The organism is Flavobacterium sp. W21_SRS_FM6 (genome assembly GCF_052119645.1).
GTDB lineage: Bacteria > Pseudomonadota > Gammaproteobacteria > Enterobacterales > Alteromonadaceae > Paraglaciecola.
Genome location: NZ_JBGQOM010000004.1, coordinates 72457 through 98440 on the forward strand (window position 1 = coordinate 72457; position 25984 = coordinate 98440).

The following is a 25984-nucleotide window of genomic DNA, read 5'->3' on the forward strand; positions in this document are numbered from 1 at the left end:
CAAAAATTCGGTGTTTAAGCCTTTTACAAAATATCTCTATCGTTAACCCTAGTGGCTACCTTGGTTTTGTTTGGTGTTTTCAACTGACGAAATAAACAGTCACGGTTCATCAAACGATTTTTGGTTTGATCGAGGCAAGCTTATTTCAAATCAACGTTAACTAATTTGTATGGCTGAATTTTTAGATACAGTGTAAATCATCAATATACGTCTTTATGCAACGCAGTGAGCTATTGAGATACATTTTCTAAGTAAGCGGAAGAACGCTTGTGAAACGACGTCAAGGCTCTTTCAACATGCCAAAATGATAAAAGTCGGGCTAATAAGATATATTACATGTTTTAATCTGGTGACGATGGGGCGAATAGTAAACAAGTTGCGCGCTGCAGGTGAATATCGTGTGTACCGGTATCGAAAGTTCATCATCGATTAGTTTCGTATTTTCTTTTTGCTTAAAATTATTGTGCTATTTCCTTGTTTAATTTAGTCTTTTCATACGGATGCATTGTTTTTTTATGCGGGTTTTAAATTCATGGGTTACACTTTGTGGACTCAATGCGCAAGGCACAAAATTTAATGAATGCAAAAGATTATGCTGTTAACGCTGACGATGTCTTTGTTTTACCTGAAGCGGTTATCAAGATTAAGCAATTAATTGATGATCAGAAGGCGTCTATGGATGAAATAGCAGACGTTATCAATTACGACCCCGCTATCACTTCTCAAGTATTAAAAATTGCTAACAGTGCGTTGTATAAGTTTCCTGCAACGATTTCGACTGTTAGCAAAGCCATTCAAGTAATTGGCACAAAATCAGTTTACGATTTAGTGTTGGCCTACGGTGTTTCTTCAGCCTTTCAGTCTATATCTTCTGAAGTCATTGATTTAGAACGTTTTTGGGAGAGGGGCGTCAGTTGCGGTTTGCTAGCTAAGTATTTTGCCGAAGAGTTAGGCGTCAAAGAGCCAGAACGTTTGTTTGTATGTGGCCTACTGCATAATATTGGTGAACTTGTGATGGTAAAGTTTAATCCTGAGGCGGCGCAGTTATGCGCTAAATTTGATGTAAATACCACACCACTGGATTTAGAACTGACTCATTTGGGCTTCAGTTATGCTGAGTTGACCGGGGAATTACTAAAATTATGGGGGTTGCCACTCGCTATTTATCAACCGATAAAAAGAATTCATCCAAGCTTAGCGACTGCTTTGACCAAAGAAGACCAAATTTTGCAACTCAGCTATTTGTTATCGGTGAACAACATTTACAAAGAGCATTACACTTCTCACTCAAGACTGACGCCTTACCTTTATGAAAATTTAGGTTTGGATCTTCCTCATGTTAATGATGCCTTAGATTTAACCAACCTCCAGTTTATGAGCGCTATGGCTGTGTTCAGTCCTTCGTCATTTGCTATGTTTTAACGAAAGACCTTCTATCTAGTCGAATACGGCGACAACTTGACGACTAATGGCCACTAATGCACCTTCTTCATCCCAAATATTCGCTTCGGTGTGAGCGTAGCCATTTGAAGCCTGTCTGGTTGTAGCCTGATAAGCAAACCATTCATCGTTATTAAAAATTTTATGCGGGTAGATAAACTCTAAGTTCCAACTCATTGTGCTTGCCGGAGCCGGTGAGGGTAACATCTGCAAGATAGTGGGCGGCCACAGGTCAATGATGGCGACTAAATGAGCATCGGTAAAGACTGCTGGTGCCTCTTTGAAACGCATCCAGCCATGTATGTCAGCCGTTTTACTGCTGCTAAAAGGCATTTCTCCAACTATTTTCGCTAAGTCGAAATGGGCTAAAAAGCTAGGGGTGATGTTGGGGATCATAGGAATGAAATTACTTTCATTCGGTTTTTCCATAGCATGCTTGATGTGATTATCAATCTTGATGCTAGATGCTCTATCTAAGCCAAAATTTGCTAGCGTACTCAACGCTACCTTTCCATTCTGTAAAATATCTCCTCTTACAACACTTGTATTTTTTCCCTCTCTAACGGTTTCTATTTTAATTATAAAAGGAGAATCGGGTTCTATAGGCCCGATAAAATTAGTGTTAAGCGATCTCAGACTCTTAAGATTGTCAGTAATTTCACGGGCTGCTCGATAGACTAGAGAAGCCGATATACCACCGTACAACGTTCTCCCTTGTGCCCAATTAGCCGGCACTGAAATTTCCGCTGAGGTCGAGGATTGACTGATCTGTTGTTTCACTTGTTCAAATAATTGGTCTATATGCATAGGATTCTTTGGTTAACTCAACTCAACTCCTTATACCAGTTTATTTTAGCCAATGTCTAGAAAGAGCGCTTTGTTAAGGGAAATAAGTGGCTTTATTGTTCCCCCTTATGTTGTTGCATAAGTCCTTGTTATGTTTACATAATATTAACAATATTGTCTTGTTATTAACCAATGTAAGGCTTTAAGATGGTTCTACTAAAGGTCTAAAGTTACCAGTTCATTTGGTAAGTCGCATTATAAGAGGCAATAAAATGGAATCTAAGCAAGCTGTAGAACAAGATAAAACAGATAAGTCGTCAAATGCTTATCGAAATTATGTCTTGTTTATTTTAACCCTAGTTTACGCCTTTAATTTTATAGACCGTCAAATCATTGGGATTTTGTCACCATTTATAAAAGCTGACCTAGGTCTTGATGATGCGCAATTAGGCTGGCTCAAAGGCCTGTACTTTGCGCTCTTGTACACAGTGTTGGGGATCCCCATTGCGTGGTTGGCGGACCGTTACAGCCGAGTTAATATCGTAGTGATTTCTCTTACTCTGTGGAGTGGTTTTACTGCACTCTCGGGTTTAGCAACCAACTTTACTCAGCTTGCCCTTGCAAGAGTTGGAGTGGGTATTGGTGAAGCAGGCGGAAGTCCCCCCTCACATTCTATTATTTCTGATTTGTTTCCAAAAGAAAAACGCGCAGGTGCACTTGCAGTTTATTCTTTAGGGATCCCGTTTGGTATCATGTTAGCGTTTTTTGCTTCTGCTTATTTTTTAAAGGGCGGGAGCACCGATTGGCGCATGGCTATGTTAGCTGTAGGATTGCCAGGTATCGCCCTAGCAATTATTTTGAAGCTAACTGTCAAGGAGCCGGTTAGAAGCGGTAACATGCAATCAGAGGCCGCTAAAACAAAGTCCTGGAACTCGATAAAAACCTTACTTAGTATAAAAAGTTGGTGGGGGATGTGTTTCGCCATCTCTTTTGGTTCATTTGGTAATTATGCTATATCGACGTGGATGATCGATTTTTATGTCAGAGCCCATGTAGGTTTAGACGTCACATCGTTGTTGATTACCATCGGTATTATAAACGGCACGGCCTACGCAGGTGGTGTTTGGTTAGGTGGTGTCTTGGTTGATAAACTAGGTCGCAAAAATCGCGGAGCATATGGTTTCGTGCCAGGCATTGCTTTACTAATAGGGGCTCCTGCTTATTTTATTTCATTGCAAGTAGAATCGCTTAATATGTCTATTGGTTTGCTGGCGATTTTACTAATGACAAGTGGTTTTTATTTAGGGCCATCGTTCGCCTTGGCGCAAACGCTAGCGCCCGTTAAAGTCAGGGCCATGTCTACCGCTTTGTTTTTCTTTGTGTTAAATATCATTGCATTAGGTGGTGGTCCAACATTTGTGGGTCTATTGAGCCAAGGTTTAACAGCGGAGCATGGGGAAGTAGAGGCTTTAAGATTATCGTTATCGTGGTTGGCTGTCCCCTATGCTCTATCGATATTGGCGTTCTTTTGGACAGCAAAACAAATTCCTGCAGATTGGGATGCCGCAGAGTCTAGAAACGCCTGAGTTTATATTTTAAGGAAATAGTTTGACTAACAAAAATGGCATTAATCTGCACTTTGCTCACGCTAATGGTTTTCCTGCAGCGAGCTATAAGCAAGTTTTTAATGCGTTTCCTGAGCATTTTAATGTTGCGGCCTTATCCCAATTTGGCCACGATGCCACATTTCCCGTTAACAGTAACTTGTCTAATTTGGTCGACGAGTTACTTGCTTACTTACGAACGAAATCTATAGGCCCAGTGTATGGCATTGGCCATTCAATGGGGGCGCTTGTTACTTATATGGCGGCCTGTGAAGCCCCCGAGTTGTTTAAGGGGGTGATTATGTTAGATCCACCCATTGCGTCAGGTGTGGCCAGATTGGTATTTAAAATGGCGAAAATGACGCCCATGATCGACAAAATAACCCCAGCAGGCAAAGCCGCTGTTCGTTGTCAGTCTTGGCCAATTGATGAGGACTTGTTGACTTATTTCAGCTCAAAAGCCCTTTTTAAGGATTTTGTACCTGCTTGCATTGAAGATTATGTCAACGCTGCGATCAAGGTTGATGGTCAACGCAAAGTCTTAACGTTTAAAGCCTCAGTCGAAGCACAGATATTCCGTAATGTGAGTCACAATATCCATCGTTATTATGGAAAAATGCAAAGGCCTAGTTGTTTGATTACAGCTGAATTAAGTCAAGTCTGTGTGCCAAGAAATATAAATCACTTTCTTAAGCGTACTCAAATTGAACACATTCGAGTGCCAAACGTCGGCCATATGTTTCCCTTTGAAGCACCGGTTGATGTGGCTAAACTCATCACTCAGAAAATTGACCAATGGGAAGCAATAAAAAAGGCTGATTAAAATCAGCCTTCTCTTCTGAGTTATCTATAAGTAACTAGTAACCAACGGGTAAACCTAACATCTCACGTGTTACCAAGACTACACCCTTGTCGGTCACTCTAAAACCACGCTCAATGTCGTCTGCTCTACTGTGTCCAATAACCATACCCTCAGGAATAACGCAGCCTCGGTCAATGATGGCTTTGCGAATACGGCAGTTACGTTTAACTTCAACATCTGGCAGTAAAACTGAGTCTTCGATTTCACTGTATGAATGGACTCTGACATTTGAGAAACACAAACTACGCCTTACGGTGGCTCCGGAGATGATGCAACCACCTGATACCACAGAGTTGATGGCAGTACCGCGCCTGTTGTCTTCTTCCCATACAAATTTAGCTGGAGGAAGTTGCTCTTGATAAGTCCAAATTGGCCATTTTTTATCGTATAAATTTAATGCCGGTACGGGCGCAACCAATTCCATATTGGCTTGCCAGAACGAATCTAAGGTTCCTACATCACGCCAATAGGCTTGGGTGTCACCTTCGTCCATAAAGGGGAAGGCATATACGGGATGATCTTTGATGATAGAAGGGATGATGTCTTTACCGAAGTCTCTTTCTGAGCCTGATTTCTCGGCGTCTTTTTTGAGTTGTTCAAACAAGAAATCCGTATCAAAAACATAGTTGCCCATTGACGCTAAGCATTTAGTTGGATCATTCGGCAAGGGAGTAGGGTGCTCTGGTTTTTCTTCAAAACCAATAATCTTATAGTTCTCGTCTACCGACATAACACCAAATTGACCAGCAGCTTCTTCAATTGGCACCGGCATACAACTGACCGTCATTTTGGCGCCAGATTCGGCATGTTTTGCAATGAGACTGCCATAGTCCATTCGGTATATATGGTCGCCAGACAAGACCATGACATATTTGGGGACTTCATCACGAATAATATCAATGTTCTGAAAAACAGCATCCGCAGTACCCTCGTACCAATTGTCCGAGAAACGCTGTGAGGCGGGTAAAATTTCAACAGATTCACCTAATTCTTTTTTGAAGTGACCCCAGCCACGTACCAAATGTCTGATTAAAGAATGAGATTTGTATTGGGTGACTACGCCAATTCGTCTGATGCCAGAATTAACACAGTTTGAAAGTGGGAAATCAATAATACGGAATTTACCACCAAAATAGAGAGCGGGTTTCGCTCGCCAATTCGTCAGTTCATACAGTCTAGAACCTCTCCCTCCAGCCAAAATTAAAGCATATGTATCACGAGTTAAATTACTAATATATCGGGACGGTTTTTCTGTCATACGACGAGCTCCATTAAAATTACCTTAAACTAAATGATTCCATTAGCTACAAAACTGCAGACTAGCTTTACTGTTTTTGCTGAATACGCCTTAGCAGACACTAGCGTAATTTAAAAATAATTGACAGTACATTTAATGTCTAAATGTAAAACTTTAACCATACTAAAGCTCAATAAACTTGCGGCTCTTGAGAATACTCGTTAGCTGTGCGTTAATGAGATGTTAATGGTGGCTGGGAGTGAGTAATGTTGGCTATGAAGAAAACAGTTATTGTCGTTGTGGTTGTATTTTTAACCTTTTTGTTAATAGGTTATTTGCTTCCTTCCCAATACAAAATTGAACGTTCGGTTATCGTCAATGCCCCTGAAAAAAGTATTTTTCCACATATCGCTGATCTTAAAAAATGGCAAAACTGGGGAGTGTGGTTTAAACGGGATTTGAATATAACGATTGAATATGTCGGCGAAGAAGGGGTTGTCGGTATGAAATCTATTTGGGTAGGCGAAGTAATGGGTGAGGGTGAAATAGAAATCATAGCATTAGAAAGCAACCATCGCTTAATTTATACAGTACGTCTTGCCGATGCGTCTAAAACGTCGACCGGAGAGTTTGTTCTAACCAAAGTAGAAAGTGGCACCCAAGTGGTATGGATGGAATATGGCAATGTTGGGTATAACCCCATTCATCGCTATGTGGCGTTTTTCATGGATTATTCTATTGGGCATGATTTTGAATTGGGTTTAGACAACTTAAAACTTGTAGCAGAATCCTCATAAAGTACTGGTTAACCAGTAAGAAAGCATATAAATTAGACAAGAATTAGGGTTAGTGTGGGCTCTGTAGGAATAGCCCAATACAACAGTTTGATGTTGATAGCCGTGTTGTTCTTATCTAAAGAGGATATTTTGATGAGTCGCTTTCAAGTTCATGGAACCATTAATCTCAATATTGTTGATCGGATCCTAGTAGTTGAAGGAACAGGGCCATGGAATGTCGAGTCTGTTGCTCAAGCCAGTAAAGCTGTCTCTCCGCTCATTAAAACGCTAAGCGGTAAACATTGGGGAGTCCTGGTCATTTTACACGGCGAGCCCATCTACGTGCCAGAAGCTGCTAGCTACCTTAGTCAATCAATCAAAGCAGAGAAAACCCGAGGGCGTGTTGCTACCGCCGTTATCGTTGTTGAATCAAAGTCTCCCGAATTTGCTAAAAGCCATTTGAATAGTATTTATCGAGATGCGGGTGAAACTGTGCGTTTTTTTGATAACAAAGAGCAGGCTAATTGGTGGTTGATTCAACAAATTAGCCAGCAAGATGTGATTGACGTTTAAGGGCTTAGCAAGTTTGACAGAGGTTTATAGTGCGCCCATGGCTTGGGCTACCTTTGATTGCGAAACACGCCCTAGCTGGTGCATAATTTTACGTCCCGCGGTGGCTAAGCTGCTCAAATCGATACCGGTAAAAATATTCATCCCATTAAGCATGTAGACGACATCTTCTGTTGCAACGTTGCCGGCAGCCCCCTTCGCATAAGGGCACCCTCCTAGTCCTGCCACAGAGCTATCAATCACACTGATCCCGTGCTGCAATGCCACCAATATGTTAGCAAGTGCTTGTCCGTAGGTATCATGAAAATGCACTGCAAGTTTATCAGCAGGGATATCGTTCAACAGTGTTGCTAACAATTCAGCTGTTTTACATGGTGTGCCAACCCCGATGGTATCGCCCAGAGAAACTTCATAACAGCCCATGTCGAGCATGGTATTAGCAACATAAGCAACTTGTTCAGGTTGAATATTGCCTTCATAGGGGCAGCCTAGTACACACGACACATAAGCTCGAACTCGCACGTTTTTGGCTTTTGCTTGCTCAAGCACCGGTTGAAAGCGTCGTAAACTCTCCTCTATAGAGCAATTGATGTTTTTCTGCGAAAAACGCTCAGACGCTGAGCCAAATATAGCTACCTCGTCAACGTCTGCTAACAAAGCCGCTTCAAATCCTTTTAAATTAGGCGTTAAGGCTGAATAACACACATCAGCATGGCGCAGTAAATTTGCAAATAGATCGGCACTATCTGCCATTTGGGGCACCCAGCGGGGAGAAACAAAGCTCCCTGTTTCTATCCACTTAACACCCGCGGTGGCTAAATCAGCGACTAGTTGTAATTTCGCCTCAAGGGGAATGAGTTGTTTTTCATTTTGTAATCCATCTCTTGGGCCAACTTCTACAATTTTTACGGATGAAGGCAGAGTTGTTCGATTAAACATTTACGCTCCTTCTTCGCCATGAAAAGCCAGCAGTTCAGCGCCACCGTCAACAAGTTCGCCCACATTGAAATAAAACTCAGAGACTCTTCCGGCCGTTTTTGCCTTGATTGCATGTTCCATTTTCATGGCTTCCATGACTAGCAAGGTTTGGCCTGGTTCAACGCGCTCGTTGGTGTCTACTAATATAGCTACCACGGTACCGTTCATCGGAGCCGTGAAATTGTTTGTGTGATGGGTGTCTTCGTTTAAGCCTAGATCAATTAATGCTCGACTAAAACGTACCCGTCCTTGTGCAGTAAAAAGCACTTTTTCTGGTGAATTGCCAGAGATAGTTGAAGTGCTAATGTGCCCGTTAATGCTACTGATAAGTTGTTGCCCATCGAGAATTCCCCAACAAGTGTAGTTCTGTTGTTGGAATTCGAGGTTAAAGAGCTGCCTGTCTTGTGACATAAGTGAATTAACCAACACATCATGCGACTCATCGTTAACATAAAGTTTAAGCGCTTCTTGATAATTGTCGTTTGCTCGCCAAACAGATTGCACTGACCACGGTGAATAAGGATCCTGTTTAGCAATGTTCGTTTGTTGTTGACGCTCTAGTAGTAAAGCAAGTGCAGCTATCGGCACAATATCCGCATACGCAAGCTTATACTCTGAGCTAAGCTGTTCGTGGTGTTTTTCAATAAAACTGGTATCGATAGCGCCTGCTTTAAAATCGTCAATTTGGCTAATACGACTTAAAAAATCGATGTTTGTACTTACCCCATCAATGAAATATTCACTTAGGGCTTTTTGTAAACGAGCCAGCGCTGTGCTTCTATCTTGATCCCAAACAATCAATTTGGCTAACATCGGATCGTAATAAACCGAAACTTCATCACCTTCTTGTATGCCAGTATCTATCCGAACATAGGCAGATTCATTGGGCGTTTTTACTAAGCTCAAGCGACCTGTTGCAGGTAAAAAGTTATTGTTGGGATCTTCAGCGTAAATGCGCGCCTCAAACGCGTGCCCCTTAATTTTCAATTGCTCTTGTGTTAAAGGCAGGCGCTCATGATTCGCGACACGAATTTGCCATTCGACTAAATCTTGACCTGTAATTAACTCCGTGACGGGATGTTCTACTTGTAATCGGGTATTCATTTCCATGAAATAAAAACGTTGGTCTACATCTAGCAAAAATTCAACAGTTCCCGCGCCCACATAATTAATGGCCTTTGCCGCTTTTAATGCAGCTTCGCCCATTTGTTGGCGCAGTGTTTCACTTAAACCTGGTGCGGGAGCTTCTTCAATAACCTTTTGATGACGTCGTTGGATTGAGCAATCTCGTTCGAATAAATACACCCCATTTTCGTGTTGATCACAAAATACTTGGATTTCAACGTGGCGAGGTTGCGTTAAGTACTTCTCGACTAACATATGATCATCATTAAAGCTGGATAGGGCTTCGCGTTTAGCTGCCGCCAGCGCATCATTAAACTCATTGGCATGCCACACTTGGCGCATGCCCTTACCACCACCACCGGCAGCGGCTTTTAGTAAGACAGGGTAGCCCATGGTATCTGCGTGGTATTTTAGTATGTCGGCTGCTTGTTCGTCGCCATGATAGCCTGGTACCAGAGGCACGTTGGCTTGCTGCATGATGTGTTTGGCTGCTGACTTTGAGCCCATTGCCTCTATCGCACTGATAGGCGGGCCGATAAAAGTGATATTATTTTTTGCACATTGGCGCGCAAATTCAGCATTTTCTGATAAAAAACCATAACCAGGGTGAATGGCATTGGCGCCAACTTTTCGCGCAATTGCTATAATTTTATCGCCACACAAATAGCTTAATTTTGATGGCGCAGGGCCAAGGTAAACCGCTTCGTCTGCCAATTTAACGTGTAGGGCATTTTGGTCGGCGTCTGAATATACCGCTACCGTCGCAATACCCATGCGTTTAGCGGTTTTTATAACACGGCAACAAATTTCACCGCGATTAGCAATTAATAATTTGTGAATCATAGTGATGCCTTGTTCCAACTAGCGAGCCGTTTTTGTAAAAATGCCTGTAAACCTTCTTGCCCCTCTTCTGACACCCGAATATGCGCAATTTGCTCACAGGTATAATCAATTAAAGCGTGGTCTATTTTGCGGTTTTCTACGTGATTGATTAAGCTTTTGGCCGCGCTGACTGCTTGTGGTGAGTTGCGTAATATATGTTCAATTAACGATTCAATAGTTGAATCGAGCTCTTCTTCAGTCACCGCTTCACTGAGTAAACCCAAGCGCCGTGCACGACGTGCTGAAAATACTTCTGCGGTGGTAAAGTATCTACGGGCTGCTCTTGCGCCTATCGCACTGATTACATAGGGGCTAATGGTGGCAGGCACTAAACCAATCTTAACTTCGCTTAAACAAAATTTACTTAGTTTGCTGCCCACCGCCATATCACAACAGGCGATGAGGCCAATGGCGCCGCCAAAAGCAGCGCCTTGTACTCTAGCAATGGTTGGTTTGCTGAAATGATTTAAGCTGGCTAGCATTGTGGCGAGTTTTGCTGCATCTTGCATATTCTCAGCGTAACTATAGTCTGCCATTTTTTGCATCCAATTTAGATCGGCTCCAGCACTAAAACTGCGGCCATTGGCGGCTAAAATCATCGCACGGACCTCAGGCTGGCTACCTAAGTAGTTAAACACTTCGGTGAGATCTGCAATCAATTGTGCATCAAACGCATTGTGCAATTCAGGGCGATTGAGCGTGACTTTGGCAACACCCCGTTCATCAATATTGACTAATAAACCACTATAGGTATTTTTCATTACATTCTAAACACCCCAAAACGGGTGTCCTCAATTGGTTTGTTTAAACTGGCTGAAATACATAAACCAAGCACTTGCCTGGTATCTGCCGGATCAATAACGCCATCATCCCAAAGGCGAGCTGAGGCATAATAGGGATGACCTTGATGTTCGTAAGTATCAACAATGGGCTGTTTGAAGTTGGCTTCTTCTTCTTTCGACCAAGATTCGTTAGCCCGTTCTTTTTGTTCTCGTTTCACCTGTGCCAATACACCAGCCGCTTGTTCGCCGCCCATTACAGAGATGCGGGCATTTGGCCACATAAATAGAAAGCGAGGATCGTATGCGCGACCACACATGCCATAGTTACCCGCACCAAAACTTCCGCCAATCAAGATAGTGAATTTGGGGACTTTGGCACATGCAACAGCGGTAACCATTTTGGCGCCATGTTTGGCAATTCCGCCAGCTTCATATTGTTTGCCAACCATAAATCCAGTGATGTTTTGTAAAAATACCAATGGAATTTTGCGTTGAGTGCACAGCTCAATAAAGTGGGCGCCTTTTTGTGCCGATTCGGAAAACAGGATGCCGTTGTTGGCTATGATGCCAACGGGATAGCCAAAGATGCGGGCAAAACCGCAGACCAGCGTTTGGCCGTATAACGTTTTAAATTCATCAAATTCAGAACCATCAACAATACGGGCGATGACTTCTCTGGCATCGTAGGGCTGCCGTGTGTCTTTTGGGATCAAACCATAAATGTCGTCAGCAGGGTAAAGCGGTGCGATAGGCGCGTGAATATCAAGTTCAATTTTTTTCGTGCGGTTTAAACGGCTTATGGCATCTCGGGCTATTTGTAACGCATGAGAATCGTTGTTTGCCAGATGATCAACTACACCCGAAGTGCGACAATGAACGTCGCCGCCGCCCAATTCCTCGGCGCTTACAACTTCACCAGTAGCCGCTTTAACCAGGGGCGGACCACCTAAAAAAATGGTAGCTTGGTTTTTAACGATAATGGACTCATCTGCCATGGCAGGCACATAAGCGCCACCTGCTGTACAAGAGCCCATCACGACGGCAATTTGTGGGATGTTTTGCGCCGACAGATTCGCTTGGTTATAAAAAATGCGGCCAAAGTGCTCACGATCAGGAAATACTTCATCTTGTTGCGGCAAATTCGCGCCTCCAGAATCCACTAAATAGATGCAAGGCAGATTATTTTGTTCCGCGATAGTTTGTGCTCTGAGGTGCTTCTTTACTGTTAAGGGGTAGTAAGTGCCACCTTTTACTGTGGCATCATTTGCTACAATCATACATTCAATACCAGAAACTCGACCGATACCTGCAATCACACCTGCAGCGGGAACATAGTCACTGTATACATTGAGGGCGGCAAGTTGCGAGATTTCTAAAAATGCTGAGCCAGGATCCAGTAGCTGATTGATACGCTCCCGTGGTAACAGCTTACCTCGTGAGGTGTGACGCTCATTGGCTTTTTCGCCACCGCCCTGCTTTATTTGGGTAATTTTTTCTTTTAGATCGGCAACTTGCAAGCGCATGTGCGCGGCGTTGTCAGCGAACTCTTGGCTTTTGGTATTTATTTTACTAATGATAGTGGGCATCTGGGGGTCCTTGCCTAGCTTATGCTGATTCTTTAAACAATTCGCGGCCAATCAGCATACGGCGAATTTCTGATGTGCCCGCTCCAATTTCATATAGCTTCGCGTCCCGTAATAAACGTCCCGCAGGAAATTCGTTTATATAACCATTACCGCCTAGTAGTTGAATTGTATCTAAGGCCATTTTTGTGGCCAGTTCTGCTGAATAAAGTATTGCGCCAGCTGCGTCTTTGCGGGTGGTTTCTCCTCGGTCACATGAACGGGCTACCGCATAAACATAAGCTCGGGCGGCATTCATTTGGGTGTACATATCAGCAATCTTGCCTTGCACCAACTGAAATTCCCCAATAGATTGACCAAATTGTTTGCGGTCGTGGATATAGGGCACAACTAAGTCCATACAGCTTTGCATGATACCTAAGGGACCTCCTGATAAAACCACTCGTTCGTAGTCAAGACCACTCATTAAAACGCGGGCACCACCCCCTTCTTGGCCGAGAATGTTTTCAGCAGGAACATGGCAATCTTGAAAAACCAATTCACAGGTATTGGAAGAGCGCATGCCGAGCTTGTCGAGTTTCTGAGCTTGGGTGAACCCAGAGGTGCCTCGCTCTACAATAAAAGCCGTCATGCCTTTTGAGCCCGCATGCACGTCAGTTTTGGCATACACCACGTAAGTATTGGCGTCAGGTCCATTGGTAATCCACATTTTGTTGCCGTTAAGGACATAGTGCTCACCCTTACGATCAGCGCGTAATTTCATGCTGACCACATCTGAACCCGCATTTGGTTCGCTCATGGCTAAGGCCCCAATGTGTTCGCCACTGACTAATTTAGGTAGGTATTTCTGCTTTTGGCTGTCACTGCCGTTTTTATGAATTTGGTTAACACATAAATTCGAATGCGCCCCATAACTTAAACCGACTCCTGCTGAAGCTCTGCTAACTTCTTCCATGGCTACGACGTGAGCTAAATACCCCATATTTGAACCACCATACTGTTCAGAAACCGTTACCCCCAGCAGACCCATTTCACCGAGTTTGGGCCATAGATGATTAGGAAAAGCGTTGTCTTTATCCGCTTGCTCAGCCAAGGGGGCAATTTCATTTTGAGCAAAATGATAGACATGTTCGCGCAGCATATCGATGTCTTCACCAAGGCCAAAGTTCAGGCTGGGGTAGGGTAGGTTCATAAAATTTTCCTCAAATTACGGGTGGCTTAGTGCCGCTAATTCTTCTTTACACCGACTTTCAACTTCGTCTAGTTCGTTCATCAAAATTTGAATATCTTCAAGTTGCTGTAACATGTGTCGACGTTTCTCGGTGGTCATCAATAGCATGGTTTCGAGTTGTGCCTTTGAGTTTTGATTACTGTCGTAAAGCTCAAACAAGGTTTTTGTTTCGGCCAATGAAAAGCCGAGTCTTTTACCTCGTAAAATAAGCTTGAGCCTTACCTTATCTTTTTTAAAATAGACTCGGTTTTGACCTTGACGCTCTGGATTGAGTAAACCCTGCTCTTCATAAAAGCGAATAGAACGTGGGGTGATATCCAGTGCTTTTGCCAACTCACCGATGCTAAATGTTTGTGTATTCATGATTACTCGTGGGCAAATAATACGTAAATTAAATGTAAAAATACTTTACGTTTACGTAAACTGAAAGTAAAGGTAAAGTAAGCCTTGGTCAAGGTAGCCAAAAAAATTATCAAGGTGTAGGAATGTGTCTGTGTGCAGTTTCCTATACACTTTAAATCTCACTGTGGGCGATGCTCACTGCTTCATCGAATTGAAGTCGTGCAAAAATTAAAAAGGAGAAAATATGTCAGATAATTCAGTGGTCATAGTTGCAGCGAAACGCACGCCGATGGGTGGTTTTATGGGGGCGTTATCTTCGCTAACCTCGCCAAATTTAGGGGCAGAGGCCTTAAAAGCCACGATTGATGCGGCTGGCGGAAATAGAGCTGCCGTCAATAGTTCAGTCGATGAAGTCATTCTGGGATGTGTTTTGCCCGCTGGCTTAGGGCAGTCACCAACTCGCCAAGCGAGTATCGCAGCCCAACTGCCTTTAGCGAGCGGAGTGACAACGATCAATAAAGTGTGTGGTTCAGGTATGAAGGCGGTCATGTTAGCGCACGATTTGATTAAAGCAGGTAGTGCTCATAGTATTTTAGCTGGTGGTATGGAAAGCATGAGTAACGCACCGTATTTGTTACCTAAAGCTCGTGCTGGCTATCGTATGGGCCACGGACAAGTGCTGGATCATATGATGTTAGATGGTCTTGAAAATGCCTATGATGGTAAAGCCATGGGGTGTTTTGCCCAAGCAACTGCTGATGAGCAGGGCATTGATCGTCAACAAATGGATGAGTTTGCACTGAGCAGTTTGGCTAAGGCGAATGCCGCCACCACTAATGGGAGTTTTAGTCATGAAATTTGCCCCATTAGCGTAAAAACACGTCAAGGTGAAATTATCGTCGCTGAAGACGAGGGCCCTAAAAACGCCAAACCAGAAAAAATTCCTAATTTAAAACCGGCTTTTACGAAGGATGGTACGGTTACTGCGGCCAACTCCAGTTCAATTTCTGATGGGGCTGCAACTTTACTTGTCATGTCAGCAAGCAAAGCAAAAGAGCTAGGTTTAACGCCAATGGCACGCATTGTGGCTCATACTTCACATGCTATCGAACCTGAAAATTTTACTGTTGCCCCAGTTGGTGCAATGGAAAAGCTGTTTGCTAAAACCGGTTGGAGTAAAGAAGACGTCGATCTTTTTGAGATTAACGAGGCCTTTGCCATGGTAACGATGTTGGCCATCAATACACTGCAACTCGACCCTAATAAAGTGAATGTTAACGGCGGAGCTTGCGCGCTGGGTCATCCTATTGGCGCCTCGGGTGCGCGTATTTTGGTGACTTTGTTACATGCCCTGCAACAGCGCAAGTTGTCTAAAGGCGTTGCGGCTATTTGCATTGGTGGCGGCGAAGCAACGGCTATTGCCCTAGAAGTGTGCTAAGAAAGACTGACTAAGGGGTCACATGAAAATTCATTTATTTGCCTTTCTGCTGTTAGCAGGTAGTAGCGCGGCGCAGACTAACGGTAAAGTCATTGAATATGCGGCAATAGACAGCAATGTGGCTTATTCAGCCATAGGTGCTTTGCCTTTCAGAGCCCCTGATGAACAAATACGTTATGGTGACGACCCCTTACAATATGGCGCGCTGTGGTTGCCACTTGGCGCAGACAATAGCGCCAGAAAAGTCATTGTTTTAGTGCATGGTGGTTGTTGGTTAAACGCCTATGACATCAAACATAGCTATGCCCTAAGTACCGCTTTGGCACAAGCTGGTTATCTTGTTTGGTCATTAGAATATCGACGTATTGGCGATGCGGGAGGCGGTTGGCCTGGCACCTTTGAGGATATTCTTGCGGGCATCAAATATGGTGCTAACTTACCTGAACATGCGTTTAATTTACCCAATGTGGTTGTGGTTGGGCACTCTGCTGGCGGCCATTTAGCCCTGCTTGCTGGTAGCCGATTACCTGAATTGAAAGGTGTTATGGGATTAGCCGCTATCACTGATGTACTTAGTTATTCTCAAGGGCAAAACAGTTGTCAACAAGCTACGCCACAATTTATGGGTGGCACAGCGCTTGATAAACCAAGAGAATATCAATCAGCTAATCCCATCAATATGCCTATGCATGTTAAGACGGTATTGATGCAGGGAAATGAGGATAACATTGTTCCCCCATCGCAGGCCTTTGCTTTAAAAGCGACGTTGGTTTTAAATCCACTAGCAGGCCATTTTGATTGGATCCATCCAGGCACGTCAGCGTATCAGCAACTATTAACTCAATTAGATGACATGTTTAAGCAATGATAGATTTACAGCATATACAAAACCTTGACGCTACTGATCCTTTAGCGCACAAAAAAGCAGAGTTTGATCTCCCCTCAGGCTGTGTTTATTTGGATGGTAACTCATTAGGCGCTTTGCCCTTTGCTGCAAAAAAACGGGTTGCAGAGGTGGTTAGTGAGCAATGGGGTAAGGATCTTATTAAAAGTTGGAATTGCCACCAATGGATTGATTTACCGCAAAAAGTGGGCGAAAAAATCGCTCCACTTATTGGTGCCGCCCCAGGTCAAGTGATTTGCTGTGATTCTATTTCGGTTAATTTGTTTAAGTTGCTGTGCAGCGCCCTAGCGATGCAAAAGGGCCGCAACGTCGTGTTATCTCAAGGGGACAACTTTCCAACCGATTTGTATATGGTGCAAGGTTTACAAGATTTACTTGGCGAAACGCAGTGTGAATTGCGTATATGCGCTGAAGAGTACATCGAGCAAAGCTTGCACTCTGACGTGGCTGTTTTGTTGCTGACTCAAGTTAATTTTCGCTCAGGACAATTGCACAATATGCAGCGCATAACTAAGTTAGCCCATCGACATGGCATTTTGGTTATTTGGGATCTTGCCCACAGCGCTGGCGCCTTGCCTGTGCAGCTAGACGATTGTCAGGTGGATTTTGCTGTTGGCTGTGGTTACAAATATCTCAATGGAGGGCCTGGGGCCCCGGCTTTTGTTTACGTGGCATCTCGCCATCAACAAACCGTTAAACAACCGTTAACTGGATGGATGGGGCATCGCCAACCTTTTCGTTTTGACCCAGAATACTCGGCAGCCGAAGGCGTGCATCAATACCTTAGTGGCACGCCATCCATAGTAGCAATGTCTGCTCTAGATGCTGCTTTAGACGTGTTTGCAGATATCAATATGCACCAAGTGCGCACAAAGTCTTTGTTGCTTGCAAAGTTATGTTTAGATTTGTTTGCACAATATCGGGCCTTAAGTGCGTTAACGCTAGCGTCTCCCATGCGAAATGAGGAGAGAGGTAGCCAACTGGCTTTCGCCCATCCCCAAGCCTTCGCAATATGTCAGGCACTTATCGCGCAGAATGTTATATGTGACTTCAGAGCCCCAGATATTTTGCGAATTGGTTTCACTCCGTTGTATACCTCTTATGCGGATGTATGGTTAGCGGTGTCTCGATTAAATGACGTCGTTGAAAACAAGGTATTTAAAGAGGTGGCGTACCAGCAACACAGTAAGGTGACCTAGTAAAAGGGATACATAGGCGAGCGATTTGTTAATAAATGGACAACAACTGATTGAAAAAAGAGCAGAATTGATATCTGATAGACCTTAGCTTATTTTTTTGTTGCAGTGGCTAACCGTTCAATGTTTGTTACTGTTCAAAGGAATGTATCTGAATCTTTGAATTAGGGCGAAGAACGATTAACGTTGTCAGTTGGTGCACAGAAAACACTCGTTATGTCAGGGGACTCTGCTTAGGCCTCTTGTCATCATTTTCTTTGGTCATATCGGCAAACGAAGTAATAGGCCTGCCAACTGATTTCGTGGACAAAACATCGGTTAGCTATTGTATCGACCCAGATTGGTTACCTTACGAAGCCATACGCAATAACCAGCATGTTGGTATGTCTGCTGATTACATGATGTATATAGGTGTATTAGCAGACATTAATTTTATGTTGGTTAAAACCAAAACGTGGTCTGAAACCTTAGCGAAATTGCAAACGGGCGAGTGCCAAGTCGCCAGCATGTTAAATGCCAGCCCTGAGCGAGAAAAATACCTTCTATTCACCCGTCCATTTTTTGTAGGTGCGAATGTGCTTGTCTCTGACTCAGAGCAAGGTTTTTTGCAAGGCTACGAAAATATTGGTGAGCAAATGTTAGGCACGGTGTCAAACTATCGGCAAGCAGAATACGTCAAAAATTACTATCCCAATATAAAACTTAAATTAGTGGAAACTGAATTAGCGGGCCTAAAAAGTTTAGCATCGGGGGAGATTGATTTATTTGTTGGCTCACTTTTGTCGATCAATGCTCAAATTCAAAAAAGTGGATTTTCCAATTTGCGAATCGCTGGTATCGCTGAACCGCAAGATATGCTGGGAATGGGTGTAGCCGGTAATGATACTGAGCTATTAGCGAGGCTCAACGATGCCATCGCGCAACTACCTGAATGGGTACATGTTGATATTTACAAACAATGGAATAATGTCAGAGTTATTGACGAAATTGACACTCGATACATTTGGGGCGCAGCAGGGATTATTTTCTGTTTAGTGATAGTGGGCATTTGGCGGCAAATTATTGTGAGACGTTACAATAATGCCTTACTAGCAAAAAATACTCAGTTACAAGCCTTGCAAAATGAGTTAGTAGATAAGAATCAACGACTAGAGTTTATCTCGATTCGAGATCCGCTTACCGCTATGTTCAACCGGCACTTTATGCAAGAGCGGCTAGAGCAAGAAAAGCAAGCGAGTTTACGTAACAATACTGCGGTGTGTCTTATTCTGATAGACATCGATTTTTTTAAAGCAGTGAATGATCAACATGGTCATTCGGTTGGTGACACTGTGTTACAACAAGTTGCCCAGATAGTGCACTCTACGATACGCGAGATGGATGTTGCGGCTCGTTGGGGTGGTGAAGAGTTTGTTGTGCTGTGTCCTAATTCTGCGCTGGATGACGCAATTCAACTTGCTACTCGATTAAGAGACACTATTAGCCAATTTATGTTTAGCAAGGTGGGGCATATTACCTGCAGTTTTGGGGTGGCACAAAATAAAGAGACAGAAAGTTTTAGAGAGTGGTTCGACCGTGCTGACAAGGCGCTATATCAGGCTAAAGATGGCGGTAGAGATGCTATCTTTACCGCCAAATAGTGTTTCAATGTGCTAATAAACGATCTGTGTTAATACGTGACTCTGGCCTGGGGCAAGTATCTCACCTTGTGTTATTGCGGTTTCCACACATACCATTGTTAAGTAGCCCTCATCTTCCATATCGTTCATCGAAATCGACTTATCCTGCCATGGATTCCATACCACAAGACTATCATGTCCATTTGAACCAATAACGGTGTGTAGTTGCTTATCTACAATAGTCACATTGCTAGCTTGACACAAATGAACTCTATCTGTTTCCGCGTTGAATTTATAAGGAGAGGGAGTCTTGAACGTTTGCATGTCCTGAGTTTTGTCTCGGTAGTCGCCAGTGATACCTTGCAAACTAATGGTGCGAATATCTGAAATAGCAAAATAACTGTGTAAGGCGCAGCGATATTCCAAATGAGCAGAGCCAACATTACTCGTGACAAGCTGCATGGAACAATGTTGGCCAATCGTGATAATGAGCTGCAATTGTGCCTCGCCTTTAAAGCCTGCTCCTTGAGTAGTTGTAGGGCTTAAGGTCACTTCGGTTCCTTTGGGAGTATCCAAAGTTTTGACTATATTCCAGAGTTGAGTTCGCACGTAACCGTGACTCGGGAAGTCTTTGTTATCGGGCTCGATTTGTTTGATTTGATGGTCGCCAAACCATGGCCAACACAGCGGTACACCGCCTCTGATGGCTTGAACACCGTCTAACTTTGCCGCTTTACTCAACCAAAATCGCTCACGTAAATCGCTTTTAGGTTGAAAGCTCAACATATGTGCCCCAAACAAGGCAACTTGAGCGCTAGCGAAAGCATTATCAATATGCAGAACTTGAATATTATCTCTTATAGAAATTGAACAGGCTGGTGAAAGCAAACGGAGTCTCCTTAAAGTAAAAAAGGCGACAATCTGTTAAGAGTCGTCGCCTTTGAAGCATAAATAAACCGAGAGGGTAATGCTACCCTAGAACTTATTTACTGATGTGTGCCACTAAATCAAGTACTTTGTTTGAGTAACCAATTTCATTATCATACCAAGACACTAATTTTACGAACGTGTCAGTTAATGCGATACCAGCTGTAGCATCAAAGATTGAGGTACGTTTGTCGCCGATGAAGTCTTGCGAAACAACTGCTTCTTCGGTGTAACCCATAATGCCTTTTAATTCGCCTTCAGAGGCGGCTTTCATTACGGCACAAATTTCAGCATAAGTAGCTGGTTTTGCAAGGTTTACGGTTAAGTCCACGACCGACACGTCAGCCGTTGGTACGCGAAATGCCATACCTGTTAACTTGCCGTTTAATTCAGGGATAACCTTGCCCACTGCTTTAGCAGCGCCAGTTGATGACGGGATGATATTTTGAGAAGCACCACGTCCACCGCGCCAGTCTTTTGCTGATGGGCCATCAACGGTTTTTTGCGTCGCCGTTGTTGCATGGACGGTTGTCATTAAACCGTCAACAATACCAAAATTATCATGTAATACTTTTGCTAAAGGCGCTAAGCAATTTGTCGTACAAGAAGCGTTAGACACAATATCTTGGCCAGCATAGCTGTCATGGTTAACACCCATAACAAACATCGGAGTGTTATCTTTAGAAGGTGCCGATAGGACTACTTTCTTTGCACCTGCTTCAATATGTTTACGGGCGGTAGTGTCATCTAAAAATAAGCCAGTTGCTTCAACGACTACGTCAGCAGAAATTGCATCCCAAGCTAGATTAGCAGGGTCTCGCTCTGCAGAGACACGAATCACTTTACCGTTTACAACCAACTGGCCGTTTTGTACTTCTACAGTGCCATTAAAGCGACCATGAGTTGAGTCGTACTTCAACATATAGGCCATGTATTCAGCATCAAGTAAGTCATTGATACCGACGATTTCAATGTCAGAGCGTTCGCATGCTGCGCGGAACACGAAACGACCAATGCGACCAAATCCGTTAATGCCAACCTTTATTGTCATAATACACCCCTCTAAAATGAGTTAAATTGAAAGATAATTACAAAATTATGGACTATTTAGCCAAATAAGGCAAAATATTAACAAATAAATGTTATTTAATTACAGTTATGCTTCTGCAAACGTATTCAACTTCGGTTGTTAGAATTTTTAGATGATAATAAGTTGTTAACAGACTATGTCAAAATCACAGGAATTTTAAGTTAATGGCCTCATCGCTAATTGATCATCTAGTAGAATATCGCGGAATCGAGTCAAACTATACTGACGCTTGGGGCAAAGCTGCCACTATCGATCCTAATACCAAACAAAAGCTGCTGGGCGTTATGGGCTACGACGTGGATGATGCGGAAAAGCTTCAGGTTCAAGCTGACGAAGATGTTAAGACCAGTTGGTTAAATCCACTGAACCCCGTTCAAGTACTTCGAACCGGAGACACTATTCAGTTAGCCCTTAGACTTCCTATCGAATTAGTCAATGACCAATATCTTATTCGGATTATGACAGAACAGGGCGATAATTTAAGTCATGCTCTTACGCCGGTTGATGAACAGTTAATAAATGTCATTCATATTGATGGTATTGAATTTCAAGAATACTTGATTGATTTACCCTTTGGATTGCCATTGGGCTACCACGAGCTTGCTCTTACTATTGATGATGACGAAATTGCTAACATGCGTTTAATTATGGCACCGAAGTCGTGTTATAAGCCTAAAACCATTATTGATGGCAACAAAATCTGGGGATTAAGCGTTCAACTTTATTGCTTGCGTAGTGAGCATAACTGGGGCGTTGGTGACTTTTCTGACTTGGCCTATTTATTAGAAAAAGCCGCCAAACAAGGGGCCCAGTTTGTTGGATTAAATCCAATTCATGCTCTGTACCCGGCTAATCCTGATGCGTGCAGTCCTTATGGACCGTCATCTCGTCGTTGGCTCAACTTTATCTATATAGATGTAACCGCCTTAGATGGATATCAAAGCGCTGCAACTCAACACATCGTGGATGATGCTAACTTTCAGCGAGAGTTAGCCAGTGCTCGAGCGAATGAGCTGGTTGACTATCCCGCGGTAACTCGATTAAAACTGCAAGCACTGAGTGCCATCTTCGAGTATCAGAATAGTCAGTATCTCAATAAAAATACGAAACTTAACAAAGCCTTTAAAGCGTTTGTTGAGGAGGGAGGGGAAAGCTTACAAACCTTAGCGGTTTATGACGCCTTGCAGGAAAACTTAGCGGCACAAGGTAAGCCTTCTTGGGGTTGGCCTGTTTTTCCGGCAGAATTTTCTGACTTTCAAAAACCTGCCGTTGCCCGTTTTATTAAGAAAAACGCGACAAGGGTTAAATTTTTCCTATGGCTGCAATGGCAAGCCGCATTGCAGTTGGCCGCAGCTAACGAAGTGGCGGCAGCAAATAACATGTGTATTGGTCTGTACCGTGATTTAGCCGTGGGCGTGAGCGAAGGGAGTGCTGAAATTTGGGGTAACAAAGACCTCTACTGCACCAACGCCAGTGTGGGGGCGCCACCCGACGTATTGGGGCCTCTGGGACAAAATTGGGGTTTACCTCCAATGGATCCAGAAAAACTGTATCAGCAACGATATCAGCCGATAATTGATTTATTTAGCGCGAACATGCAAGCCACAGGTGCATTGCGTATCGACCACGTTATGGCCTTACTCCGCCTATGGTGGGTGGTTAAAGGCGATTCCGCTAAACAGGGCGGTTACGTTTATTATCCGGTTGATGACTTGTTAGCCATCTTGGCCCTTGAAAGCCACAAAAATCAAAGTTTGGTCATTGGCGAGGATTTAGGTACAGTACCTGAAGAAATCCGTGACAAATTAGCTGACAACGGTGTTTATTCCTATCGAGTATTCTTTTTTGAGCAGGCCAAGGACGGAGGGTTTTATTCTCCTGGTCATTATCCTACTCAGTCCATGTCTACGCTGACTACCCACGATATGCCGACATTGACAGGTTATTGGCATTGTTATGATTTGGAGCTTGGCAAAGAATTAGGCTTGTACCCAACAGAAGAGATTTTGCAGGAGCTTTTTGTTAGCCGTCATGAGAACAAACAGGCTATATTAGATACCCTGCATGCACATAAGTCAGTTGGCGATGAGATAGGTATCGACGTAAATTATGTGGGAATGAGTACCGCGCTAAACTTTGGTATGCAAAAACACATGGCTGGAGGTTCAAGCGAATTATTGAGCCTACAACTAGAAGATTGGTTACAGATGGATAAACCCGTTAATATTCCTGGTACGTTTAAGGAGTATCCTAACTGGCAACGTAAATTGACTCGAAATCTACAGGGCATATTTGATGATCCTATGCTTAATGAGCTAGCTTTGAGTCTGACAGAGGCAAGAAAAAACGCTTCGACATAATGTGATAATTAATAGCGGTTCGACCAAATTGGCGAACCGCCTTCATTAAGGCGGTAAAATGCAGCTAGAACAACAGTTACAACATGCACAGTGTGCTTCCCCATTCAATCAACTAGGCCCACGTTTCGATTCAGCTAAGTCAATTCTCTCTCTCACTGCATGGGTTCCACACGCTCTAAGCATTAAAGCCGTCGACTTAAAAACCGGTCTTGAGATCGGTGAGTTAAAGCAGGTCAATGGCACGCATTTATTTACTGGTGATTTTAAGGCGCAAGCCGCTCCTCTTGCCTATAGTCTTCATATTACTAATGCAGATACACATTATGAAATAGTTGACCCTTATCAATTCAAAGAGCAGGCCTATCACGCGGTCCATTTTGTCGATCATTCAGCGCAAAATGTGTACAAACAACTCGGCGCACAATTAGTGTCTTTGGATGTCGGATTAGCGCAGCCTATCAAGGCGACTCGTTTTGCCGTCTTTGCTCCTAACGCCAGCGCAGTTTCGTTAATCGGCGATTTCAATTTCTGGGATGGCAGCTGTTTGCCAATGCAAAAAACCGATTTTGGATACTGGGTACTCGTTGTTCCTGGAATTCGTCCGGGGGCAAAATATAAATATCAAATTAAAGATGCAGCGGGTAATAGTTTACCGCACAAGGCTGACCCTGTAGGGTTTTCTGCTGAACAATACCCTTCACATACCTCAGTGGTTTATGATCATAATGCTTATCAATGGCAAGACAGTGATTGGATAAAGCACGCGCAAAAAGACAAATATCGAACCCCAATGAGTATCTATGAAATCCACCTAGGTTCATGGAAACGCCCTGATAGAGATTCGAATGAAACGTATTTAAGCTATCGTGATTTAGTCAAAGAGCTCATTCCTTATATCAAAGATATGGGTTATACCCATCTTGAATTACTGCCCGTATCAGAATTTCCATTTGATGGGTCTTGGGGATATCAACCTGTTGGACTCTTTTCGCCAACCAGTCGCTTTGGTTCGCCCGATGACTTTAAATATTTTGTTGATCAATGCCACCAGAATGGCATTGGCGTAATCATTGATTGGGTACCTGCCCACTTCCCAGAAGATGGTCACGGGCTTGCTCGCTTTGATGGTACACATGTATACGAATATGAAGATCCTCGTAAAGGCTGGCATCCAGATTGGAATTCCTGCATCTACGATTTTGGTAAAGATACGGTGCGTCAGTTTTTAGTCGCTAACGCCTTGTTTTGGATTGATAAATTCCATATCGATGGTTTACGCGTCGATGCGGTTGCTTCAATGTTGTACCTTGATTACTCTCGGGAAGACGGCGAGTGGATCCCAAATGTTGATGGCGGTAACCACAATTATGAAGCGATTAGTTTATTGCAATGGATGAATCGTGAAGTCTATGAGAAGTTCCCTCATGCAATGACCATTGCAGAGGAATCCACTTCATTTCCAAAAGTATCTCGTCCGTTGTTCGACGGCGGCCTCGGTTTTGGTTTTAAGTGGAATATGGGCTGGATGCATGACTCGCTGCACTATATTTCAAAGGATCCAAGTTATCGCCGCTATCATCATAATGAAATCACTTTTAGTATGGTGTACGCCTTTGATGAAAATTTTGTATTACCTATCTCTCATGATGAAGTGGTACATGGTAAGGGCTCCTTATTACGCAAAATGCCAGGGGATGAGTGGCAACAAGCAGCAAACTTGCGCGCTTATGCTGCATTCATGTACGGGCACCCCGGTAAAAAACTAAACTTCATGGGTAATGAAATTGGTCAAGCCGCTGAATGGAACCATGATAGTTCTGTGAATTGGCATTTGCTGGAGTTTGAAAAACATAAAGGCATTCAAAGCTTATATCGTGACCTAAATGGTTTATATGCAAAGTACCCTGCTTTATATGAATTAGATAGCAGTCATGCTGGGTTTGAGTGGATTGATCATGGTAATGCTGAGCAAAGTATTTTGTCATTTTTACGTAAGTCTGACGGCCAACAACAAAAGATCTATTGCATAACCAATTTCACGCCTGTACCACGTGATAACTTCTTACTCGGTGTGCAAGATGAAGGGACGTATCAATTGTTGATGAATACCGATGATAAAAAATACTGGGGGAGTGGTTACAAGGTAGTGAAAAAAATGACGTCCAAAGCGAAGTCTTGGAATGGCCAACCGGCTGCCATTAGTATCAATTTACCGCCCTTGGCGAGTTTATTTATTATTTTTAAAGGTTAGA

21 protein-coding genes are annotated in these 25984 nt (G+C 43.3%); 11 read left to right on the forward strand and 10 right to left on the reverse strand.

From position 1 onward, the window contains the following. Positions 1–576: 576 nt before the first annotated feature. Positions 577–1422 carry an HDOD domain-containing protein gene (locus ACEN2L_RS08450; RefSeq protein ID WP_306022998.1) on the forward strand — a complete coding sequence of 282 codons (846 nt, stop codon included), beginning with the start codon at positions 577–579 and terminating at the stop codon, positions 1420–1422. Positions 1423–1437: 15 nt separating this feature from the next. Here the strand turns inward: ACEN2L_RS08450 and ACEN2L_RS08455 are convergent, their stop codons facing one another. After that, on the reverse strand, positions 1438–2247 hold the full coding sequence (locus tag ACEN2L_RS08455; RefSeq protein ID WP_306022997.1) for a thioesterase family protein: 810 nt from the start codon (positions 2245–2247) through the stop codon (positions 1438–1440). A gap of 251 nt (positions 2248–2498) precedes the next feature. On the opposite strand from ACEN2L_RS08455, the gene ACEN2L_RS08460 reads away from it, so the two are divergent. Further along, a complete protein-coding gene (locus ACEN2L_RS08460) occupies positions 2499–3812 on the forward strand; it encodes a spinster family MFS transporter (RefSeq protein ID WP_441743196.1) in 1314 nt (437 codons plus the stop codon). Positions 3813–3834: 22 nt separating this feature from the next. Continuing rightward, positions 3835–4653, forward strand: a complete 819-nt coding sequence (locus ACEN2L_RS08465; RefSeq protein ID WP_441743198.1) for an alpha/beta fold hydrolase — start codon at positions 3835–3837, stop codon at positions 4651–4653. Positions 4654–4687: 34 nt separating this feature from the next. On the opposite strand, the gene glgC is transcribed toward ACEN2L_RS08465, so the two are convergent. Continuing rightward, positions 4688–5950 carry a glucose-1-phosphate adenylyltransferase gene (gene glgC / locus ACEN2L_RS08470; protein ID WP_306022994.1) on the reverse strand — a complete coding sequence of 421 codons (1263 nt, stop codon included), beginning with the start codon at positions 5948–5950 and terminating at the stop codon, positions 4688–4690. A gap of 245 nt (positions 5951–6195) precedes the next feature. Here glgC and ACEN2L_RS08475 point away from each other — a divergent pair, with 245 nt between their 5' ends. Then, positions 6196–6726, forward strand: coding sequence for an SRPBCC family protein (locus ACEN2L_RS08475; protein ID WP_306022993.1), 531 nt, complete (start codon positions 6196–6198; stop codon positions 6724–6726). Between the two features lie 132 nt (positions 6727–6858). Then, positions 6859–7278 (forward strand): hypothetical protein, encoded by a 420-nt coding sequence (locus tag ACEN2L_RS08480; RefSeq protein ID WP_441743200.1) that lies wholly within the window; start codon positions 6859–6861, stop codon positions 7276–7278. Positions 7279–7302: 24 nt separating this feature from the next. Here the strand turns inward: ACEN2L_RS08480 and ACEN2L_RS08485 are convergent, their stop codons facing one another. From ACEN2L_RS08485 to ACEN2L_RS08510, 6 genes are read right to left on the reverse strand one after another with little or no spacing between them, the layout of a single operon-like run. Continuing rightward, on the reverse strand, positions 7303–8214 hold the full coding sequence (locus tag ACEN2L_RS08485) for a hydroxymethylglutaryl-CoA lyase (protein WP_306022991.1): 912 nt from the start codon (positions 8212–8214) through the stop codon (positions 7303–7305). Next, on the reverse strand, positions 8215–10221 hold the full coding sequence (locus tag ACEN2L_RS08490; protein ID WP_441743201.1) for an acetyl/propionyl/methylcrotonyl-CoA carboxylase subunit alpha: 2007 nt from the start codon (positions 10219–10221) through the stop codon (positions 8215–8217). Beyond that, positions 10218–11021 (reverse strand): enoyl-CoA hydratase/isomerase family protein, encoded by an 804-nt coding sequence (locus ACEN2L_RS08495; protein ID WP_441743202.1) that lies wholly within the window; start codon positions 11019–11021, stop codon positions 10218–10220. The genes ACEN2L_RS08490 and ACEN2L_RS08495 overlap by 4 nt, the downstream gene beginning before the upstream one ends. Next, positions 11021–12628, reverse strand: coding sequence for a carboxyl transferase domain-containing protein (locus ACEN2L_RS08500; protein WP_441743204.1), 1608 nt, complete (start codon positions 12626–12628; stop codon positions 11021–11023). The genes ACEN2L_RS08495 and ACEN2L_RS08500 overlap by 1 nt, the downstream gene beginning before the upstream one ends. Before the next feature lie 19 nt (positions 12629–12647). Beyond that, entirely contained in the window at positions 12648–13817 is a 1170-nt protein-coding gene (locus ACEN2L_RS08505; RefSeq protein ID WP_306022987.1) for an isovaleryl-CoA dehydrogenase, read from the reverse strand. 15 nt (positions 13818–13832) lie between these two features. Continuing rightward, a complete protein-coding gene (locus ACEN2L_RS08510) occupies positions 13833–14219 on the reverse strand; it encodes a MerR family transcriptional regulator (RefSeq protein ID WP_441743206.1) in 387 nt (128 codons plus the stop codon). A gap of 223 nt (positions 14220–14442) precedes the next feature. Here ACEN2L_RS08510 and ACEN2L_RS08515 point away from each other — a divergent pair, with 223 nt between their 5' ends. The 4 genes from ACEN2L_RS08515 (at position 14443) to ACEN2L_RS08530 (ending at position 19376) form a co-directional block, all read left to right on the forward strand. After that, positions 14443–15636, forward strand: coding sequence for a thiolase family protein (locus ACEN2L_RS08515; RefSeq protein WP_306022985.1), 1194 nt, complete (start codon positions 14443–14445; stop codon positions 15634–15636). 22 nt (positions 15637–15658) lie between these two features. Continuing rightward, complete coding sequence (locus ACEN2L_RS08520) at positions 15659–16504, forward strand: alpha/beta fold hydrolase (protein WP_441743208.1); 846 nt, start codon at positions 15659–15661, stop codon at positions 16502–16504. Next, positions 16501–17739 carry a kynureninase gene (kynU, locus tag ACEN2L_RS08525; RefSeq protein ID WP_441743210.1) on the forward strand — a complete coding sequence of 413 codons (1239 nt, stop codon included), beginning with the start codon at positions 16501–16503 and terminating at the stop codon, positions 17737–17739. The genes ACEN2L_RS08520 and kynU overlap by 4 nt, the downstream gene beginning before the upstream one ends. A gap of 299 nt (positions 17740–18038) precedes the next feature. Continuing rightward, positions 18039–19376, forward strand: a complete 1338-nt coding sequence (locus ACEN2L_RS08530) for a diguanylate cyclase (protein WP_441743212.1) — start codon at positions 18039–18041, stop codon at positions 19374–19376. Between the two features lie 12 nt (positions 19377–19388). On the opposite strand, the gene ACEN2L_RS08535 is transcribed toward ACEN2L_RS08530, so the two are convergent. Both ACEN2L_RS08535 and gap read right to left on the reverse strand, forming a co-directional pair. Further along, positions 19389–20243, reverse strand: a complete 855-nt coding sequence (locus ACEN2L_RS08535) for a D-hexose-6-phosphate mutarotase (RefSeq protein WP_441743214.1) — start codon at positions 20241–20243, stop codon at positions 19389–19391. A gap of 94 nt (positions 20244–20337) precedes the next feature. Further along, positions 20338–21336 (reverse strand): type I glyceraldehyde-3-phosphate dehydrogenase, encoded by a 999-nt coding sequence (gene gap, locus ACEN2L_RS08540; protein WP_441743450.1) that lies wholly within the window; start codon positions 21334–21336, stop codon positions 20338–20340. 200 nt (positions 21337–21536) lie between these two features. Between gap and malQ the strand changes: the two genes are divergently transcribed. Together malQ and glgB are read left to right on the forward strand one after the other, a co-directional pair. Beyond that, positions 21537–23732: a 4-alpha-glucanotransferase gene (malQ, locus tag ACEN2L_RS08545; protein ID WP_441743216.1), complete on the forward strand. Its 2196-nt coding sequence runs from the start codon at positions 21537–21539 to the stop codon at positions 23730–23732. 58 nt (positions 23733–23790) lie between these two features. Further along, positions 23791–25983: a 1,4-alpha-glucan branching protein GlgB gene (glgB, locus tag ACEN2L_RS08550; RefSeq protein WP_441743217.1), complete on the forward strand. Its 2193-nt coding sequence runs from the start codon at positions 23791–23793 to the stop codon at positions 25981–25983. Position 25984: the final 1 nt, after the last annotated feature.

Bases quoted from the DNA above. Each gene is read 5' to 3' on its own strand.
- ACEN2L_RS08480 (WP_441743200.1), top strand. From the start codon at position 6,859: ATGAGTCGCTTTCAAGTTCATGGAACCATTAATCTCAATATTGTTGAT.
- ACEN2L_RS08450 (WP_306022998.1), top strand. From the start codon at position 577: ATGAATGCAAAAGATTATGCTGTTAACGCTGACGATGTCTTTGTTTTA.
- glgB (WP_441743217.1), top strand. From the start codon at position 23,791: ATGCAGCTAGAACAACAGTTACAACATGCACAGTGTGCTTCCCCATTC.
- ACEN2L_RS08505 (WP_306022987.1), bottom strand. From the start codon at position 13,817: ATGAACCTACCCTACCCCAGCCTGAACTTTGGCCTTGGTGAAGACATC.
- ACEN2L_RS08515 (WP_306022985.1), top strand. From the start codon at position 14,443: ATGTCAGATAATTCAGTGGTCATAGTTGCAGCGAAACGCACGCCGATG.
- ACEN2L_RS08500 (WP_441743204.1), bottom strand. From the start codon at position 12,628: ATGCCCACTATCATTAGTAAAATAAATACCAAAAGCCAAGAGTTCGCT.
- ACEN2L_RS08510 (WP_441743206.1), bottom strand. From the start codon at position 14,219: ATGAATACACAAACATTTAGCATCGGTGAGTTGGCAAAAGCACTGGAT.
- malQ (WP_441743216.1), top strand. From the start codon at position 21,537: ATGGCCTCATCGCTAATTGATCATCTAGTAGAATATCGCGGAATCGAG.
- kynU (WP_441743210.1), top strand. From the start codon at position 16,501: ATGATAGATTTACAGCATATACAAAACCTTGACGCTACTGATCCTTTA.
- ACEN2L_RS08520 (WP_441743208.1), top strand. From the start codon at position 15,659: ATGAAAATTCATTTATTTGCCTTTCTGCTGTTAGCAGGTAGTAGCGCG.
- glgC (WP_306022994.1), bottom strand. From the start codon at position 5,950: ATGACAGAAAAACCGTCCCGATATATTAGTAATTTAACTCGTGATACA.
- ACEN2L_RS08485 (WP_306022991.1), bottom strand. From the start codon at position 8,214: ATGTTTAATCGAACAACTCTGCCTTCATCCGTAAAAATTGTAGAAGTT.
- ACEN2L_RS08475 (WP_306022993.1), top strand. From the start codon at position 6,196: ATGTTGGCTATGAAGAAAACAGTTATTGTCGTTGTGGTTGTATTTTTA.
- ACEN2L_RS08495 (WP_441743202.1), bottom strand. From the start codon at position 11,021: ATGAAAAATACCTATAGTGGTTTATTAGTCAATATTGATGAACGGGGT.
- ACEN2L_RS08455 (WP_306022997.1), bottom strand. From the start codon at position 2,247: ATGCATATAGACCAATTATTTGAACAAGTGAAACAACAGATCAGTCAA.
- ACEN2L_RS08490 (WP_441743201.1), bottom strand. From the start codon at position 10,221: ATGATTCACAAATTATTAATTGCTAATCGCGGTGAAATTTGTTGCCGT.
- ACEN2L_RS08460 (WP_441743196.1), top strand. From the start codon at position 2,499: ATGGAATCTAAGCAAGCTGTAGAACAAGATAAAACAGATAAGTCGTCA.